We start from the raw sequence: 12615 nt of genomic DNA, 5'->3' as shown, positions 1-12615 counted from the left end.
TCACACACCTACTTTTCTTCCGGATCTGCTTTGATCGCATCCGTATTGCGGCCAAGAACCCGAAGGGGAAGAGCCCGTCTTCAGCGCGCCCAGTCTACTCCTACCACCAATATCGTTCGAAGTAACGGCATAATACAGTACGCCTTCCTCACTCGTTACAGGTGAACCCAGGCTGTCTTTTCCTATGTATTCGGATGACTCAATCTGCCCAAAAGAGTTCAGTTGGAAGATCTTTGCCTCGCCACGTACGATCACATAAATATTACCATTGGAAGAAGAAATCGGAGTCGCCACTATTTCATCTTCAAGCTCCGTGCTCCATATCAAAGATCCTTCACTGGATATTGCCTACCACTGTCCATAGAACGCACGGGCGAAGATCAACCCCTTATCTCCAACTACCAGACTAGCCGCAATCGCTGAATTTTCAGGATTTTCTGCTATCTGAAGGTTCCACTTCTCGGAACCGTCTACCGGATCAAAGACATAAAGGTGACCATCATGGTATGTACTGTGAACGGTCCGCTCTTCACCTATTGCCGGACTGGAATAGAAGCCGGAAGATATAGTCTCAGTCTCATTTCTCCAGAGAAACTCCCGACCCTTAAGTGCAAAGATGTAGTTTGAATCACTCCCCCGGGTTGTCATTGTGCAAAAAAAGACTGTTTTGTCTATTCCGACTAAAGACTTCGACCAGATCTCTCGTCCGGTTTCGAAGTTCCAGAGTTCCTTCTCGCCTGAAGAGATGCAGTAGAGAACACCGCCATATATTCCAAAATACACGTTGCCAAAGGCATCGAAAGAGGGACTTACCCTGACTGTGGTGGCTCCCGCTTCCTCTGTTCCTCCAAATGACCAATGAAGTACACCTTCACTCGAAAGTTTCATTTGTCTTCTCGAAGTAGTTCCAATATGTTGGTCACCCTCACTGTTAATGGATGCGTCACTGCTGAACCATTCACCGCTGACTGACTTCAAAGCGAAGAGTGTTCTGTGGGATTCTAGACTTGAGGTGAACGAGAATGTTGTGTCCATAGTGTTCACGAAAATCTCTCCATTTCTACCGATTACTGGGCCGCTGAACCGAAAAGACCCATCCACTCCGGAATAAAAACAGCCCAAAACAAGGAAGAGCGAGATGTGGGGCAGATCGTAATTGCTTCCAAAACAACACCTCATTGCTTGTAAGCGTCATTTAGCGAATATCTTGTATCAATCATAACTCATTCATCTCTCGAAACGAAGGTTCTTTTGGGTCCCTCTTAGATTCCAGTTTCGCAGTGTAAACTTCGAGTTGGCGATCGAATCATTTTCCGCTCAGCGTCGATCGTGATTATCCACAGCACTGAATACAAGTCGAGCGAATCATGTCATCCATATTAGAGATATCTTTCTTCAAGACCTAGGGAAAGTGCCATAATATCTTCATCGTCGGGCCAACCAAAGGTTGCACGCCCCTTTATTTGTTGAGTTTTTTGAGATACAATGGGACTTATGGACAGGATCTTCATTGTAGTTTATTTCATATTGACTTTCATATTTATTGTGCTTTCAAAGAGACGGAGGGTACTGATCGCCTTTACCGCAGGTATGATGCTTGTGGCCCTCAAGGTCTCCGAGAGTATGAGAATCGAAACAATTTCTCAGTTCGTGGACTTCAACGCCATATTTCTTCTAATAGGAATGATGGTTATTGTTGCTGTAATTAAATCGACGGGATTCTTTCAGTATGTGGCAGTCAGGACTTTGAAGGCGACAAAAGGTAACATCCTTTTGCTATCGGTGCTATTTTCCGCTCTTATAGCGGCCTTTTCAATGGTTTTGGACAATGTGACTACGATGATCATGTTCATGCCCATCATTTTCTTTGTCGCAGATACTGCAGGATTCAATCCTTTTGGATTCACGGCTGTTATGATTCTCGCTTCAAATATCGGGGGGTGTATGACCCTTGTTGGCGATCCTCCAAACATTATCATAGGTAACGCATCGAAGATTCCATTCTTGACCTTCACCAGTCTTGTGTTTATTCCGCTTGTACTGACATATATAGTTCTAATGCTAATCTCGCGATTCAAAATTCTAAGGGGTCTTTCATCTATTTCGGACAAGAAAGATGAGATTCAAGGACTTAAGCTGGACGGAGTAATAACCAACAGAAAGTTGATGTATGTCAGTCTGGGCACATTGATAGTTGTTGTCATTGGATTTGCAGTTCATAGCATTGTAGATATCGAAATGTCACTATTTGCGGTTTTGGGAGCTGCATTTCTGCTTTTGTATACCGGAAAGGACTTTGAATCGGTGGCAAATGAAGTCGACTGGAACGCCATTCTCTTCTTCATCGGGCTCTTTTCACTTGCATATTCTCTTGAAAGCACGGGAATAACAAGTGAACTTTCCGATCTTGCGTTAGGTCTTTCCAGCAACCCCGCAGTTCTTTCTATGCTTATACTCTGGGTCAGTGGAATGATCGCAATGGTGACTGGCGCCATTCCCGTGGTCACGATATTCATTCCGATTGTTGCTGAACTCTCTGTTCACTATCCGCTTCAATATGATCTCTGGATTGCACTTGCTTTGGGAGCAAACCTCGGTGGGAATGGAACAGTAACCGGCCATCTTGCAAATGTGATGTGCTTTGAGATGGTCAACAAAGAGTACGGAAATACGCACAGTTTTCTCGATTTCATGAAGATCGGATTCCCCTCTTCCGTTATCTCTCTGGCAATCTCGAGTTTGTTTCTGATTATTAGGCTCGTTATCTTCGGATAACTATGACTGCTAGATAACCATTACTGTCCTTATCAATGTATCGATCAGCCAAAGGAGCAGTGTTACGAAGGCCAGTGAAAGAGAAGTCTTTATAATTCCTTGCCTGTAGAAGTCATTAGCGATGAGCCCCGGAACAATCGTGCCGATTACGGTTGAAAACAGCTCGACTGGAAGATTGGGCATCAGAAAGGTATCCAGAGAGAGTTTGACGAAAACACCTAGAACAATGCCAAGAGCCATCCTCTTTCTGCCGTAGAGAATCAGATATCTCTGGAGAAGATTCAGGATGAGAAATGTAACAAGGCCGACCGCCCAGGTGTATAGAAGCCTCAACGGTTGTTCCATAAAAATGAAAAGATAGACTGGAGTCACAAGTCCACCTGCAGACAATCCCGTCACCCACCAGAATGCAGTACTTATAACTATTCCAATCGAAAACAAAGCCGGACTCATTAAATCTCCTCCAGACCGTTCAGCCAGTTTACCAGGCCACGAATATTACCGAATCCAAACACAAGCTCGCTTCCGTCTAAAAGCGAATCCAGTTGACTCGGATCATCTAGCTTCTCTACGTTCTTGCTGTTTAAAATCCTTCTTGGAAGGGGTCCTTTAACTATTGTTCTATCGAAACTCCTGATCATCGTTTCGAAAATTGCAGCCCTATCGGGCCTATCATCTCTGGAATTGAAGAACCCGATAATCTCTTTCTCTGGAAAGTCTCGCATCACTTTTTCCAGAAGAAGAGAAGTAGAGTGTAGATCGTTTGCAGCAAAGGCGTTTGCAAGAATGGCATTTCCCATTTTACCTCCGAGCTTCAAGTACCGGAAGGTTCCCACATCGGGCAGAACCTCTTTCATTCCCTCGATAGCCAGCGATCTGTCAAGCCCGAGAAGCTCTGCAGCTTTGATTGTGATCGACAGATTTTCGTCATGGGGTATGAATTTGAACCCAGAGAGGTATTCTGTTGACGTAGCCGCAACAATCAATTTTGTTTCGATTTTCTCGCAGGTCTTCCTAACTTTTTCATAGGCTTCGGGCGACACACTTCCTACGATACAGGCCTTTCCCGGCGCAATTGATAAAGAAAGAACACTGGCCGTTTCTTCTTCAGTGCTTCCTATCTCTTCGATGTGATCTGGGAACGTGTTAGTTATTACCGTGATGTCTGCATCGAGTATTCTTCCGCTTGCCAGCTGCATCTCGGGTTTTATGGCCATGCATTCGACAACGAGTGCGTCACATTTGTCGCGCCGGGATTTTCTGAGCGCGAGAAACTGCTCCTGTATGTTTGCGGGGCCATGGCGAATTATCTCTACGTGTTTCCCCTCTGGAGTAATCCACAGAGGCACAGTCCCTGTGGTCTTTCCAAGAACCCTAAACCCGTTGGCTTTTAGCGCGCCATGGATTAACCGCACGGTTTCACTCTTCCCTCTAGTTCCGTTTACCTGAACGACGAACTTGAGCCGCGCCCTACGCTTTCTAGATATTATGTTTTCAGCCAACAGGGCTGAAAGAAGAATCAAAAGTGCAGTTCCTGCAAGAATTATGTTGTTCATTGATGAATCACCCGTCCCACAACGATACAGAGAACCATCAGGCTCAGAAAGACGATTATTAGAGGCAAAGAGAAACTATCAACAAAAAAGACGCCGCTTTCTCCTGGTTCGGGAAATGGGACTGGATCAATGGGAATTCCGTTATCCAGAGCAAGATCTCTGATATTTAGGAGATGGATCACCGGTACTCCGAGTTCGGCAAACTCAAAGATCAGTCCTCTTTCATCGCCCTCTGGTATCGAACTGAACGCTGTAAGCAAACCGTTATCGAGACTTGTCGCAATAAGTGAATTGCCGAAATTCGGCGCTGCACCACCCACGTTTACGAAAACAGAAGGAAGCCCTTCGGCCTCCTGGATATAGATCTCCAGACGTTTGTCTATGCTTTCTTGAAGAGATTCTTCGTAGATGAAAGTCTTGCCGGAAGACAGAGCGATATCGGTCATTAGTTCGCGCGCGCCCGGAAAAAACATCCCGCTCGCTGTATCGTAGTTGCCTCCAAGTGAGACGGCAACGAGACTATCTCTGAGCAGGCCGACTTCTACGAGGCGATTCAGCATATGGACGAATGTGAACTCCGGGTGAGTTGCACCGTGTTCAGAGGCACCTATCGAGTAGATCACAAACGGTTGGAGCTCCAATGTCTCACAGGCACAAAGCGTCGCAAGTAGAAGAGACGGAAAGGAGCCGCTTGCACCGATAGCTACCGGATCACCTTTCTCAAGATTCAGTTGTTTGAAGAACTTAACCATAAGCGCCGCAAAATCTGGGTTCGTTGAAGTTCTCTTAGCCTGAAGATTGCCGAGAGTAGTTGTAATTTCGGTAAATTCGGGACCTATAAGGCCTGTCAAGTTAGGGTCGACTGAGGGATCGATTTCTATACCAAGTGATTCACGAAATCTGGAAAGTTCTTCTATTGATGAAGCCATTAGGCGAGCCGCGGCAACCTGATCCGCGAAATACGGGGACTCTATTCTTTGTCTTGACTGACCAACCAGAAAAAAACCTAACACCCCGATCATTGCGCCGAGTAGCAACCACTTCAAAGAAATATTGGCTCGGCTATAAGGGACTGTGAGTAAAACATGAGAACTCTTCAAAACAACTCCTCAAACATATCGACGAAAATGTCAACTTCCTGTAAGCACTCTGATAATCGCAAGAACCACCCCTGTAATCCCTTCTCCTCCAAGAAGACCAGACGATATGACCAGACCGTTCTCTTTCGACTTCGGATTGAGCTTTACGGAGATAAGACTTATCATGCCTCCCAAAAAAGCGGCAGACGATATCTCCATGGGAAGATACATTCCAATTCCCAGGGTCATCCCGGGGAGTCCAATCAGATAAATCAGTATTCCAATCATAAGACCGAAGAAGAAAGCCGGAGTATTGGGAAGACCACCGACCATTGTGGAAACGGCATACGCTTGTGGTGCGGGAAGCTCCGTTCCTGGGCCCATTGTACCATAGGCCCTGAACATAATAAACAGGACAACAACCGACACAACTGCACCGATTACTCCACCGACCGTCTCGGCTATAATCTGAGCTTTGGGATCAGTTTTCAAGAGGTAGCCGGACTTGAAATCGTTGAGTACATCTCCCGCGAGTCCGCAAGCCACTGCGACAACTCCGGCGACGAGGAAGGCCTCAATGGTGCCGATATCTGACACTACCTTTACCCCTAAGAGAATTATTATTCCGAAGACCTCCATCGGATTGATACCAGACTGCCCAGTAATCGAAGCGGCCATTGCCGTTGTAAGCCAAACTCCAACAATCGTAAGGAGAGATGGAATTAGCGTCATTTCCGTCAATGTTGTCAGAAATACGGCAACCACGGCAAAAAAGATAGGAGCGAGTATCAGTTGCCTTCCTAACCTTCCCTTTTCACGCTTCTGCGATTTCCCATATATCTCCTTTGCTCGAGGGAGGATTCCCTTTATAAGAATTCCCAGTCCAGTTCCAACCATTAGCCCTATTCCTAGGCTGTCTTTGAACGCAGCGGCAGTAGCGACATCTTCAAACCAGCCAAGAGCGACTCCTACGGGGATAATTAAGAAGTAGCTAAGAACCGCTCCGAGAAACCAAACACCGGTAAATAGGGGACCGATTATATAACCAATTCCAACTGCCATGGGCGAGATCCATGTGCCGAAGAAGATGTTTTTCGAATAGAGCCATGCAGAAGACCAGGCAGCCGGGATCCAGCCCAACCCGTCTCTTATAGCGACGAAGACTGCAGCAATTCCCATTGTGGAGAAGAGATACTTTGCTTTCCTTCCTCCCTCGTCACCGGCAACGACCGTTTCATATGATGCCACACCCATGGGAAAAGGCAGCTTCTCTTTCTCCACGAAATGCTGTCGGATAAGCGAAGTGAATACGACACCCAAAACAGTTCCGGATAAGGTGACGATCAACAACGAAAGAAAACCCACTTCAGACGTCTCTTCAAGGATCCAGATTCCGGGAATCGTAAAAGCCAGACCACCAGCTACCATTGCTCCCGACGACATTGCGGTGTGCGTAACGTTTATCTCGTTCAGATTGGTTCTTCCAAGCGCCTTCAATATTGCGAGGGACATTACCGCAACGAATATTGTTGGCCAGGGAAGGGCACCCATCCTCAAGGCGACATACATGGAACTGGTCGTGATTACTACCGAACCAAACCCTCCGATTACAAGGCTTCTAATAGTCAGCTGTTTTGAACTACCCTTTTCCAGCGACAATCCACCGTTTTTCACGCTCTGTCCCTCCTGTAAATCGATATGAGCAACACTCGGTCAAGTCTTCCATTCATATCAAGTCTCTTTACGATATAGATGACGGCTAACCGCGGTTACAGTCCAGAACGATCAGTCGGATCTATTCCAAAGCAATTTGGCCACTCAAACGCAATCCTTCTCAAGATTTCGCTCTGGAATTTAAACCGAGCGTTTTTGTGATCGCTGTGATGTTCGAGAAATATGCGGAATTTCGAAAATAAGTCTCCTCCGGAAATCTCGTAACTGGCTTCATCCCGGATGCTGTCCTCTGCTCTGGTGTAAACGAATCCTTCGATGAGTTTGTATTTTTCTCTTGAAGTTATCCACGGTATGGCCTCAAATTTCTCCGATTTATCGCCACAAAACTAGTCGTAATTAAGTATAAGGGTCTTCGATTCGCATCCACGCGTATTTCGAGACGTCTTCAGTTATCTCTTCTCTTTCAGCTTCACAGTTTGCCAACTCGTCAGGGAAGGAGTCTCCTTCACAGAAGGCGGCAATTCCGGTATCTGTATCGTGATACGCTAACATCGTACTCTAGACGGTCAATCTCCATCAAATTGACTCGCGTATCGATGTCGATCGGTAGTCTCTTCATTGTTGTACTCTTTTCAGTAGACTTCTGTTTTCGAGCAGTTTCTTCGCCCGATACCAGTTTACAACATCCTGGCCTGAGCACGAAAGATGCAATTTTAATCTAGAAATCTTCTGAAATATTTGAACCAGAGTTATTTTCGTAATCTTTTTGCCAGCTTGCCTCCAGTGAACTGAAGAAGCTGGCTGATTGCCACGAGAACGATAACGGCGTAAAGAACCACGTCCCACTGAAACCTGTAGTAACCGTAGTTGATTGCCAGCTGACCCAGCCCACCGGCGCCTACGGCCCCCGCTATTGCCGTGTAGGTGACGAGATTGATCAGCAGTACGGTTACGTTTCCAATTTGATCGGGCAGCGTTTCCGGAATCAAAACCCTTGTGACCATCTGCCATCTATTGAGTCCCATCGAGTTCGATGAATCGATGATTCCAGAGGGAACGCCGTTGAAGGAATTCTCCGAAAGCCTTGCCATAAATGGGATAGCAGCAATCGTCAGATTGAATATTGCTGCGTTCGGCCCGATTATCGTTCCCATGACTCGTTTAGTAACGGGAATCAAAAGCAAAACAAGAATAATGAACGGAATCGATCTAAAAATGTTCACCAAGAGATCTAACAAAGCGTAAAGCCCTTTAAGCCCACGAGACCTCGAACACAGGTACAATCCCACCCCGAGGGGAATGCCAAGAAAAGTAGCGAGAAATCCCGAGAGAAGTAGCATGTAAAGAGTTTCAAGAGTTGCGTTAAAAATCTGAGATAGCATCAGCATACCTCCTCAAGGAAGAATACGGATTCCCTTAGCTTTTCGACGAAGAGATCCTGTTTCTCGCCCTCGACACCGATAATTAGAGTTCCAAAGGGACCGTTCTTGAATTCTTCTATCTTTCCGTAGAGGATATTTATCATCACATCGTTCTCTTTTGCGATTTTCCAGAGAACGGGTTCATGGGTCCGTGTACCCCAGAAAAGAACTCTAAGGATCTTCTTGTTAGCCGAAAGTAAACCTTTCTCTAGTTCCAGGGGCTTACCGAAGTCACTCACTTCATTGTTTTCTATCTTGACGAAGAACTCATGGGTTGGTCCGAAGAAGTCCAGCTTTCCATTCTGCAGATATGCAACTCTGTCGCAAGTTCTCTTGATAACATCCATATCATGAGTAACAACGACAAAAGTGATGCCGTGTTTCTCATTGAGACTTACGACGAGATCTAGAAGTCTGCCGGTCGTCTTTGGATCGAGAGCCGAGGTGGGCTCATCGAGAAGAATCATCTTTGGATCCATAACGAGAGCGCGAGCGATTGCGGCTCTCTGCTGTTCGCCCCCAGATAACTGCGAAGGATAGGCTCTCAGTCTGTGTTCCAGGCCAAGCTCTGTAGCTATATTCATTACTCTCTCTTCTATCTCTTTCTTTGAGACACCTTGAATCTTCAGAGGAAAGGCAATGTTCTGATATAAAGTCCTGTACCGATAAAGATTGAAGCTCTGAAAGACTACGCCAATCTTCTTTCTTACATTTCGCACTTCGCTCTCTTTGAGTCCAACGATGTCAAGACCGTCGAAGAATATCGATCCGCTATCGACAGGCTGCAGGAGGTTGAGGGTTCGGAGCAGAGAAGTTTTCCCTGCTCCGGACAACCCCACGATTCCCACTATTTCTTCCTCTTCGACCGACAAACTCACATCATCGAGGATCTTTCTCTTTCCCGATTTGTCTTCAAAAGATAGATTTAGCTTTTCGACCCTTAGAATCAAAACACTGCGCCTCAAAAGACCGGTACTACGGCACCATCGTACTTTTCATTAATGAAGTCTCTGACCTTTTCCGTTGTCAGGGCGTCGATTAGTGCCTTCAGCCACGCTTCGTCTTTGTCGACTTCACGAATGGCTATTATGTTTGCATAAGGAGATTCGGCTCCTTCAATGAATTCCGCGTCCGTAACTGCGTTGAGGTTGATAGTAAGGGCGTAGTTCGTGTTGATAACGGCTCCGACAACCGTTTTATCGTCTGTGTAGACTCTGGGAATGAATCCAGCCTCAATCTCTACGAAAGTTAGCTGCTTTGGATTCTCTTTTATATCAAGAACTGTCGACTCCAGCTTCGTAGGATCTTTTAGCTCTATAAGTCCGTTGTTGTGAAGAAGAATAAGTGCGCGGCCTTCATTAGTTGGATCATTCGGAAGGGCGATCTTGTCGCCCGGAGCCAGCTCCGAAAGAGGTTTCTTCAAGAAGAACCCCATCGGTTCGACGTGAATAGCCTTGGCAGAAACCAGTCCCTTTATTCCCCTCTGAGAAGTGAAGGACACAAGGTAAGGAACATGCTGGAAATAATTGGCATCAAGCTCGCCGGTTGAAAGGGCAATGTTCGGAAGCACATAGTCGTTGAACACAACTATCTCGAGATCGAAGCCTTTTTCAGCGAGGTCGGCTTTTATAGCCTCAAGGATCTCCGCATGGGGGACGGGTGAAGCACCTATCCTGATCTTCGTCGTACCGAACGCAAACAACACTCCTAGTAGAACCAGTAACACAAACAGTTTCTTCATACAAATCCCTCCTGAATATAAAAAAAGGGCGTCTCTCTTGAGACGCCCCGCTTCTATTTTCTCAGGTACAGCTAAGCACCCGAAGAAACAAGGGCGTTGCCGTACATCATCATAGCTATTCTGTTTTTTCCTCTGTCGAGATTTATCTCCATAATTCAAACCTCATGAATTGTTTAGCTGATTATAGCCTAATGACTCTTTCCAAAGCAAGTCGTTATTGTAAAGAAATAGATCATTATATTTCTCGAATCAACTAGCCTCGTTATCAGTACAAATCTTCAAGTAGCGCTCTCCATTATCCTTATCCTTATAACTGACTTTCAGAAGCCTGCAACTGGTTGTCTTCGGATCCTTGCATATAAAGAAAGTGAATGAGAGATCCTTAGCTTTCCCCTTCAGTAACTCCATCTTCAATGTTGTAAGAAGACTTTCTAGACGTTTCTCTTCGTTCTGGCCATACATTCTTGCGTTCTCGTCAGTTTTCACCATTTCATTCCATAGATTCTTAGTAATCACAACGGGCAGCTTTATCCCCACTTGCTTTGCAAAAGATGTAACATCGACCGAACCTTCGTTCAAAAACTTAAAAGAACGAGAATCCAGTGATGCCTCTCTGATGCTCATCTATAGCACCTCCATATGAATGTTACTATTACCATAACATTCATGCTGGAGTCTCGCAAAGCCAAACAGAAGATACTGAAGCTCTCTGGAGCTGTTTAGGCCTGTTTATCTGATAATGCCTCCAAAAACCGTTGAACCTGAGCTCTTAATCACCGATTATTTTTATCAGAACTCTCTTTCGCCTTTTGCCATCTAGCTCGTAGTAGAAAACCTGCTCCCATGGCCCAAAGTCAAGCTTTCCATCAGTTACTGCTATGACAACTTCTCTCCCCATTACCGTTCTCTTCAAATGAGCATCTGCATTATCCTCGAATCCGTTGTGCTCGTACTGAGAATATGGTTTTTCCGGGGCGAGTCTTTCGAGCCACCTTTCGAAATCCTGATGGAGTCCCGACTCATTGTCGTTTATAAACACGCTTGCCGTAATATGCATCGCATTTACCAGCACAAGTCCCTCTCGGATCCCGCTTTCCAAAAGCGCGCCTTCCACATCGTCTGTGATATTGATTATCTCTCGTCTCATCTTTGTGTTGAAGAAAAGCTCCTTTCTGTAAGACTTCAATTCTTTCACCTCCCGATTGGTTCAGAACAGATAGGGAATCAAACGCCAGGTCTTTTTGCAGTACTCTCTGTATTCTTCTCCAAATATAATTTTCAGATTCCTCTCCTCTACGGAGATTCTGTAAAGAATTCCGGTTGTTGGAAGGACAAAAGCAAGGATTGAACTCAACGGATAGTTGAAGACCAGAGAAAGCCCCAGAAAACCTACGATCTCGGCTGCATAGGCCGGATGACGAATGACCTTGTAGAACCTGTCGGTTCTCAGTTTCTGATCTGGAAGCGCGCCAACATCAATTGCGAAGGCGGGGCCCAGTTGTCTCACTACGAAGAAACGGATTACGACGGCGAAGATCATCATTCCCACTCCTATCCATCTATGAGGAAGGAAAGTCATGAGAAAGACCTCCTTCGAACGGCCATCGACTGCAATCGCACCAAACATGCCCGAAAGAACAAAGGCAAGCATGATGTATTTTGATCGCTTCTCCTGGAGTCTCTCGCTGATCTTCCTGTTGTGAAGGAAGAAGAGATAGATATCGAATCCAACCCAGAAAAAGAGAACGATGAAGAAAAGCAACTGACCAGACATAATTGGACCTCCAGGCGAAAACAATACTTTTCAATTCTATCATCGGGAGTGACGAAGGAGAGACATTTTTAAGCCTTCGGGGGAAGACCATGTGAGGTTCATCGATTGTGAGTTCGGTAAGATGAAAAAGATGTAGTAAAATCGTAATATAGGTGGTGATTTGATGATTTTTGCAAGAGATGAGAGTGTACTGCTCTTTCGATTCGAAGATGGAGAGGATTTCATAGACGCTTTCGTTCGGACACTTTCCGATAATGGGCTCCATTCGCTTATAATCGTTAGCGGAATCGGTATGTTGAGAGACTTCACGATCGGTTGGTTCAACTCGGTTTCTAAACAATACGAGAAGGAACTTGTCACAGTTCCTCATGAACTTCTCCACATATCGGGTAATGTCTCTCTCAAGGGAGGTAAACCCTTTCCGCATCTTCATGTAACGCTTTCCGGTCCCTCAAGAAATGCAGTTGGAGGTCACCTATTCGGTGGGACCGTATGCAACACGACTGAGCTCTTCGCAATCATGACCGGAACACTGAAACTTTTCAGAGATGCCGGCAGCGAGACATCAAAGCTGGAATTCAGAAAGTGAGCTCGC

At 45.7% G+C, this 12615-nt stretch carries 14 protein-coding genes and 1 pseudogene; 2 read left to right on the top strand and 13 right to left on the bottom strand.

What is annotated here, in order from left to right:
• The gene (locus V513_RS12465; RefSeq protein ID WP_099772980.1) at window positions 1–327 is read right to left on the bottom strand and encodes a hypothetical protein; all 327 of its coding nucleotides are present in this window, start codon (window positions 325–327) and stop codon (window positions 1–3) included.
• Window positions 328–348: 21 nt separating this feature from the next.
• Complete coding sequence (locus V513_RS12460; RefSeq protein ID WP_257212132.1) at window positions 349–1035, bottom strand: outer membrane protein assembly factor BamB family protein; 687 nt, start codon at window positions 1033–1035, stop codon at window positions 349–351.
• Between the two features lie 459 nt (window positions 1036–1494).
• On the opposite strand from V513_RS12460, the gene V513_RS12455 reads away from it, so the two are divergent.
• A complete protein-coding gene (locus tag V513_RS12455) occupies window positions 1495–2775 on the top strand; it encodes an SLC13 family permease (RefSeq protein ID WP_257212119.1) in 1281 nt (426 codons plus the stop codon).
• A 9-nt stretch (window positions 2776–2784) separates the two neighbouring features.
• Here V513_RS12455 and V513_RS12450 read toward each other — a convergent pair whose 3' ends face one another.
• The 11 genes and pseudogenes from V513_RS12450 to V513_RS12400 form a co-directional block, all read right to left on the bottom strand.
• Window positions 2785–3228 (bottom strand): poly-gamma-glutamate biosynthesis protein PgsC/CapC, encoded by a 444-nt coding sequence (locus V513_RS12450; RefSeq protein WP_006487263.1) that lies wholly within the window; start codon window positions 3226–3228, stop codon window positions 2785–2787.
• The gene (gene pgsB, locus V513_RS12445) at window positions 3228–4331 is read right to left on the bottom strand and encodes a poly-gamma-glutamate synthase PgsB (protein WP_006487265.1); all 1104 of its coding nucleotides are present in this window, start codon (window positions 4329–4331) and stop codon (window positions 3228–3230) included. The genes V513_RS12450 and pgsB overlap by 1 nt, the downstream gene beginning before the upstream one ends.
• Window positions 4328–5431 carry a poly-gamma-glutamate system protein gene (gene pgsW / locus V513_RS12440; RefSeq protein WP_099772977.1) on the bottom strand — a complete coding sequence of 368 codons (1104 nt, stop codon included), beginning with the start codon at window positions 5429–5431 and terminating at the stop codon, window positions 4328–4330. The genes pgsB and pgsW overlap by 4 nt, the downstream gene beginning before the upstream one ends.
• Before the next feature lie 30 nt (window positions 5432–5461).
• Window positions 5462–7084: an OPT/YSL family transporter gene (locus V513_RS12435; protein WP_014731958.1), complete on the bottom strand. Its 1623-nt coding sequence runs from the start codon at window positions 7082–7084 to the stop codon at window positions 5462–5464.
• A 95-nt stretch (window positions 7085–7179) separates the two neighbouring features.
• Window positions 7180–7446, bottom strand: a pseudogene (locus tag V513_RS14385) (hypothetical protein); the annotation flags it as partial.
• Between the two features lie 387 nt (window positions 7447–7833).
• On the bottom strand, window positions 7834–8466 hold the full coding sequence (locus V513_RS12425; RefSeq protein WP_014731959.1) for a methionine ABC transporter permease: 633 nt from the start codon (window positions 8464–8466) through the stop codon (window positions 7834–7836).
• Window positions 8466–9455 (bottom strand): methionine ABC transporter ATP-binding protein, encoded by a 990-nt coding sequence (locus V513_RS12420; RefSeq protein WP_099772976.1) that lies wholly within the window; start codon window positions 9453–9455, stop codon window positions 8466–8468. Before V513_RS12420 ends, V513_RS12425 begins: the two co-directional genes overlap by 1 nt.
• 11 nt (window positions 9456–9466) lie before the next feature.
• Entirely contained in the window at window positions 9467–10246 is a 780-nt protein-coding gene (locus V513_RS12415) for a MetQ/NlpA family ABC transporter substrate-binding protein (RefSeq protein ID WP_099772975.1), read from the bottom strand.
• A 249-nt stretch (window positions 10247–10495) separates the two neighbouring features.
• On the bottom strand, window positions 10496–10870 hold the full coding sequence (locus V513_RS12410; RefSeq protein WP_099772974.1) for a hypothetical protein: 375 nt from the start codon (window positions 10868–10870) through the stop codon (window positions 10496–10498).
• A 145-nt stretch (window positions 10871–11015) separates the two neighbouring features.
• Window positions 11016–11432 (bottom strand): secondary thiamine-phosphate synthase enzyme YjbQ, encoded by a 417-nt coding sequence (locus tag V513_RS12405; RefSeq protein ID WP_099772973.1) that lies wholly within the window; start codon window positions 11430–11432, stop codon window positions 11016–11018.
• Window positions 11433–11453: 21 nt separating this feature from the next.
• Entirely contained in the window at window positions 11454–12020 is a 567-nt protein-coding gene (locus tag V513_RS12400) for a methyltransferase family protein (protein WP_099772972.1), read from the bottom strand.
• A gap of 163 nt (window positions 12021–12183) precedes the next feature.
• On the opposite strand from V513_RS12400, the gene V513_RS12395 reads away from it, so the two are divergent.
• Window positions 12184–12609 carry a PPC domain-containing DNA-binding protein gene (locus V513_RS12395; RefSeq protein WP_099772971.1) on the top strand — a complete coding sequence of 142 codons (426 nt, stop codon included), beginning with the start codon at window positions 12184–12186 and terminating at the stop codon, window positions 12607–12609.
• Window positions 12610–12615: the final 6 nt, after the last annotated feature.

The sequence above is a fragment of the Mesotoga sp. H07.pep.5.3 genome (genome assembly GCF_002752615.1).
Lineage (GTDB): Bacteria > Thermotogota > Thermotogae > Petrotogales > Kosmotogaceae > Mesotoga > Mesotoga prima.
This window is presented reverse-complemented; position numbering and strand designations above follow the sequence as displayed.

Excerpts from the sequence above, each read along its gene's own strand:
- V513_RS12460 (WP_257212132.1), bottom strand. The coding sequence starts at position 1,035 with ATGGACACAACATTCTCGTTCACCTCAAGTCTAGAATCCCACAGAACA.
- V513_RS12455 (WP_257212119.1), top strand. The coding sequence starts at position 1,495 with ATGGACAGGATCTTCATTGTAGTTTATTTCATATTGACTTTCATATTT.
- V513_RS12450 (WP_006487263.1), bottom strand. The coding sequence starts at position 3,228 with ATGAGTCCGGCTTTGTTTTCGATTGGAATAGTTATAAGTACTGCATTC.
- pgsB (WP_006487265.1), bottom strand. The coding sequence starts at position 4,331 with ATGAACAACATAATTCTTGCAGGAACTGCACTTTTGATTCTTCTTTCA.
- V513_RS12425 (WP_014731959.1), bottom strand. The coding sequence starts at position 8,466 with ATGCTATCTCAGATTTTTAACGCAACTCTTGAAACTCTTTACATGCTA.
- V513_RS12415 (WP_099772975.1), bottom strand. The coding sequence starts at position 10,246 with ATGAAGAAACTGTTTGTGTTACTGGTTCTACTAGGAGTGTTGTTTGCG.
- V513_RS12410 (WP_099772974.1), bottom strand. The coding sequence starts at position 10,870 with ATGAGCATCAGAGAGGCATCACTGGATTCTCGTTCTTTTAAGTTTTTG.
- V513_RS12400 (WP_099772972.1), bottom strand. The coding sequence starts at position 12,020 with ATGTCTGGTCAGTTGCTTTTCTTCATCGTTCTCTTTTTCTGGGTTGGA.
- V513_RS12395 (WP_099772971.1), top strand. The coding sequence starts at position 12,184 with ATGATTTTTGCAAGAGATGAGAGTGTACTGCTCTTTCGATTCGAAGAT.